General features: G+C 55.6%; 3 rRNA genes. All 3 read right to left on the bottom strand.

Annotated features, from left to right (window positions below):
* Window positions 1-54: 54 nt before the first annotated feature.
* The 3 genes from rrf to G154_RS00220 all read right to left on the bottom strand — a co-directional run bounded on the left by rrf (window position 55) and on the right by G154_RS00220 (window position 5,397).
* Window positions 55-167 (bottom strand): 5S ribosomal RNA (gene rrf / locus G154_RS00230).
* Between the two features lie 192 nt (window positions 168-359).
* Window positions 360-3,477: ribosomal RNA gene (locus tag G154_RS00225) — 23S ribosomal RNA — on the bottom strand.
* Window positions 3,478-3,877: 400 nt separating this feature from the next.
* Window positions 3,878-5,397 (bottom strand): 16S ribosomal RNA (locus G154_RS00220).
* Together the 16S, 23S and 5S rRNA genes form the textbook arrangement of a ribosomal RNA operon.
* Window positions 5,398-5,585 lie beyond the last annotated feature (188 nt).

Below are 5,585 nucleotides of genomic sequence, written 5' to 3'. Positions count from 1 at the left end.
ATGCACAAATGCCTCGGCCCTCCAATGTGTGTTGGAGGGCCGAGGTCAATGTGTGTTCGGCGGTGTCCTACTTTTCCACCCTGTTGGGTAGTATCATTGGCGCTGGTAGGCTTAGCTTCCGGGTTCGGGATGGGACCGGGCGTTTCCCTGCCGCTATGGCCGCCGTAACTTTATTCACCCTTTTCTGGGCGTCCCACTGTGTGTTGTGGGAAATCTTTGTGTTTTGGTGGTGGGGTGCGTGAATCCATTGCTGGTTTCTGCGTATCCGATGTGGATGTGTGTGGTTGCGGGCGTCACGTTTGAGGTGCGTCAATTTTTTTCTTACACATGGTTTGTTTGTTACCCACCCGGGGGTGGGTGTGTGTAAGTTTTCGGCCGGTTAGTGCCAGTTCCCTGCGACTATTACTAGTCTTCTAGGTCTGGTCTATCGATCCCGTGGTCTGCGGGGGGCCTTATCCCTCTAAAAGGGTGAGAAGCCTGGTCTTGGAAGAGGTTTCCCGCTTAGATGCTTTCAGCGGTTATCCTGTCCGAACGTAGCTATCCAGCAGTGCCCCTGGTGGGACAACTGGTAGACCAGAGGTTCGTCCGTCCCGGTCCTCTCGTACTAGGGACAGGTTTCCTCAAGCTTCTGACGCGCGCGGCGGATAGAGACCGAACTGTCTCACGACGTTCTAAACCCAGCTCGCGTGCCGCTTTAATGGGCGAACAGCCCAACCCTTGGGACCTGCTCCAGCCCCAGGATGCGACGAGCCGACATCGAGGTGCCAAACCATCCCGTCGATATGGACTCTTGGGGAAGATCAGCCTGTTATCCCCGGGGTACCTTTTATCCGTTGAGCGACACCCCTTCCACTCAGAGGTGCCGGATCACTAGTCCCGACTTTCGTCCCTGCTCGACATGTACGTCTCGCAGTCAAGCTCCCTTGTGCACTTACACTCAACACCTGATTGCCGTCCAGGTTGAGGGAACCTTTGGGCGCCTCCGTTACATTTTAGGAGGCAACCGCCCCAGTTAAACTACCCACCAGGCACTGTCCCTGAACCGGATATACGGTTCGAAGTTAGAGGCCCAATACGATCAGAGTGGTATTTCAACAACGACTCCACACACACTGGCGTGCATGCTTCACAGTCTCCCACCTATCCTACACAAACCGTATCGAGCACCAATACCAAGTTGTAGTGAAGGTCCCGGGGTCTTTTCGTCCTGCCGCGCGTAACGAGCATCTTTACTCGTAGTGCAATTTCGCCGAGTCTATGGTTGAGACAGTTGAGAAGTCGTTACGCCATTCGTGCAGGTCGGAACTTACCCGACAAGGAATTTCGCTACCTTAGGATGGTTATAGTTACCACCGCCGTTTACTGGGGCTTAAATTCTCCGCTTCACCCCGAAGGATTAACGGGTCCTCTTAACCTTCCAGCACCGGGCAGGCGTCAGTCCGTATACATCGTCTTGCGACTTCGCACGGACCTGTGTTTTTAGTAAACAGTCGCTTCTCACTGGTTTGTGCCACCCCCTCCCGCTACCCACCGCAAAGGTGTTGACGGTATGGAGGTCCCCCTTCTCCCGAAGTTACGGGGGCATTTTGCCGAGTTCCTTAACCATAGTTAACTCGTACGCCTTAGTATTCTCTACCTGACCACCTGTGTTGGTTTGGGGTACGGGCCGTGTGTGAGCTCGCTAGAGGCTTTTCTCGGCAGCATAGGATCACCGAATTCGCCTCACTCGGCTATGCATCACCTCTCAGACATATGAGCGACGGATTTGCCTATCACTCGTCCTACAGGCTTGCCCCAGTATTACCACTGACTGGTACGGCTACCTTCCTGCGTCACCCCATCGCTTGACTACTACCAGAGAAGGTCCCACGCAGCCGGCGACTTTCCGCTCCCGAAGGATTGGATAGGCCACCATTTGGGCGGTTAGTACCTCTGATTCATCATGGGCGCGCACACACGGGTACGGGAATATCAACCCGTTGTCCATCGACTACGCCTGTCGGCCTCGCCTTAGGTCCCGACTCACCCTGGGCGGACTGGCCTGCCCCAGGAACCCTTGGTCTTTCGGCGGGCAAGGTTCTCACTTGCCTTATCGCTACTCATGCCTGCATTCTCACTCCCACACCCTCCACAGCTCCATTACCAGGCTGCTTCACTGGGTGCAGGACGCTCCCCTACCCATCAACAAAAGTTGATGCCGCGGCTTCGGCGGTGTGCTTGAGCCCCGCTACATTATCGGCGCACAATCACTTGACCAGTGAGCTATTACGCACTCTTTCAAGGGTGGCTGCTTCTAAGCCAACCTCCTGGTTGTCTTCGCGACTGCACATCCTTTTCCACTTAGCACACGCTTAGGGGCCTTAGCCGGCGATCTGGGCTGTTTCCCTCTCGACGCACGGAGCTTATCCCCCGCCGTCTCACTGCCACGCTTTCACTTACCGGCATTCGGAGTTTGGCTGACGTCAGTAACCTTGTGAGGCCCATCGGCCATCCAGTAGCTCTACCTCCGGTAAGAAACACGCAACGCTGCACCTAAATGCATTTCGGGGAGAACCAGCTATCACGGAGTTTGATTGGCCTTTCACCCCTACCCACAACTCATCCCCTCAGTCTTCAACCTAAGTGGGTTCGGTCCTCCACAACATCTTACTGCTGCTTCAACCTGGCCATGGGTAGATCACTCCGCTTCGGGTCCAGAACACACCACTACACCACACACTCTTGTGTGGATACGCCCTATTCAGACTCGCTTTCGCTGCGGCTACCCCACACGGGTTAACCTCGCGACATGTCCCTGACTCGCAGGCTCATTCTTCAAAAGGCACGCCATCACCCCACCACGAAGGAGGGCTCTGACGGATTGTAGGCACACGGTTTCAGGTACTATTTCACTCCCCTCCCGGGGTACTTTTCACCATTCCCTCACGGTACTAATCCGCTATCGGTCATTAGGAAGTATTCAGGCTTACCGGGTGGTCCCGGCAGATTCACAGCAGATTTCACGGGCCCGCTGCTACTCGGGGAACAGTCTCACAACAGAGTGCATGTTTTCGCCTACGGGACTCTCACCCTCTACGACAGACCATCCCAGGCCCTTCGACTAACACACACTTTTCTCACTGTCGCCCAGCACGGCGGTGCTGAGAAGAAACGCCCCACAACCCCGCACACACAACCCCCGCCGGGTATCACATGCATACGGTTTAGCCATCCTCCGCTTTCGCTCGCCACTACTCACGGAATCACTGTTGTTTTCTCTTCCTACGGGTACTGAGATGTTTCACTTCCCCGCGTTCCCCCCCAACGCCTATATATTCAGCGTTGGGTAACACGACATCACTCGTGCTGGGTTTCCCCATTCGGACATCCTCGGATCCACGCTCGGTTGGCAGCTCCCCGAGGCATATCGCAGCCTCCCACGTCCTTCATCGGCTCCTAATGCCAAGGCATCCACCATGCGCCCTTAAACACTTACAACACAAAAAACCAGAAAAAGAAAAAAAGAAATTGCACATCAAACACACACAACAACACCCCAGTCTCTGACGAGACCGGAGTCTTCTTGCGTGCAAGATGCTCGCAACCACTATCCACAAATCAAACACCACACCCCACCACCAAAGCAGGGCAACAACAAACACCGCCCGAACACCAGAACAACGCCTGGTCCCTCGCGGCCGACCCACACACTCCAACGAGCATGCAATCGCAGGGCCTGTTGTCTCAAAGCCCAATAGTGTGTCCGGCAGTTTCATAAAAGTTTGTTGTGTGCACCAGACCCCCACCCACTACAGGCGAAGGCCATCCAACGAATCGACCAAAGGTCACCGAACTCCCACACGATGTGGGCGGGCCTGGTTCTCGTGGTGCTCCTTAGAAAGGAGGTGATCCAGCCGCACCTTCCGGTACGGCTACCTTGTTACGACTTCGTCCCAATCGCCGATCCCACCTTCGACGGCTCCCTCCCACAAGGGGTTAGGCCACCGGCTTCGGGTGTTACCGACTTTCATGACGTGACGGGCGGTGTGTACAAGGCCCGGGAACGTATTCACCGCAGCGTTGCTGATCTGCGATTACTAGCGACTCCGACTTCACGGGGTCGAGTTGCAGACCCCGATCCGAACTGAGACCGGCTTTGAAAGGATTCGCTCCACCTCACGGCATCGCAGCCCTTTGTACCGGCCATTGTAGCATGTGTGAAGCCCTGGACATAAGGGGCATGATGACTTGACGTCATCCCCACCTTCCTCCGAGTTGACCCCGGCAGTCTCCTACGAGTCCCCGGCATAACCCGCTGGCAACATAGGACAAGGGTTGCGCTCGTTGCGGGACTTAACCCAACATCTCACGACACGAGCTGACGACAGCCATGCACCACCTGCACACAGGCCACAAGGGAACTGATATCTCTACCAGCGTCCTGTGCATGTCAAACCCAGGTAAGGTTCTTCGCGTTGCATCGAATTAATCCACATGCTCCGCCGCTTGTGCGGGCCCCCGTCAATTCCTTTGAGTTTTAGCCTTGCGGCCGTACTCCCCAGGCGGGGTACTTAATGCGTTAGCTACGGCACGGATCCCAAGGAAGGAAACCCACACCTAGTACCCACCGTTTACGGCGTGGACTACCAGGGTATCTAATCCTGTTCGCTCCCCACGCTTTCGCTCCTCAGCGTCAGTTACTGCCCAGAGACCCGCCTTCGCCACCGGTGTTCCTCCTGATATCTGCGCATTCCACCGCTACACCAGGAATTCCAGTCTCCCCTGCAGTACTCTAGTCTGCCCGTATCGCCCGCACGCCCACAGTTAAGCTGTGAGTTTTCACGAACAACGCGACAAACCACCTACGAGCTCTTTACGCCCAGTAATTCCGGACAACGCTCGGACCCTACGTATTACCGCGGCTGCTGGCACGTAGTTGGCCGGTCCTTCTTCTGCACATACCGTCACTTGCGCTTCGTCTGTGCTGAAAGAGGTTTACAACCCGAAGGCCGTCATCCCTCACGCGGCGTCGCTGCATCAGGCTTGCGCCCATTGTGCAATATTCCCCACTGCTGCCTCCCGTAGGAGTCTGGGCCGTATCTCAGTCCCAGTGTGGCCGGTCACCCTCTCAGGCCGGCTACCCGTCGTCGCCTTGGTAGGCCATTACCCCACCAACAAGCTGATAGGCCGCGGGCCCATCCCACACCGCAAAAGCTTTCCACCACCGACCATGAAGCCGATGATCATATTCGGTATTAGACCCAGTTTCCCAGGCTTATCCCAAAGTGCAGGGCAGATCACCCACGTGTTACTCACCCGTTCGCCACTCGAGTACCCCGAAGGGCCTTTCCGTTCGACTTGCATGTGTTAAGCACGCCGCCAGCGTTCGTCCTGAGCCAGGATCAAACTCTCCAAACAAAAACCCCTCGAACAACGCCGAGGCAGAATTCGAATCAGAAAAATCCGATCACAAACAAAAGACACCAAAAACTGGCATCAAAAAAACAAACCATCCCACGTGGCAGGAAGACGGGGAGTCCCCCACCAAGATGGCAAAAAACAACAAACAAAAACCACCAAACACACTATTGAGTTCTCAAACAACA

This window comes from Mycobacterium sp. VKM Ac-1816D (genome assembly GCF_000416385.1).
GTDB lineage: Bacteria > Actinomycetota > Actinomycetes > Mycobacteriales > Mycobacteriaceae > Mycobacterium > Mycobacterium neoaurum_A.
This window is presented reverse-complemented; position numbering and strand designations above follow the sequence as displayed.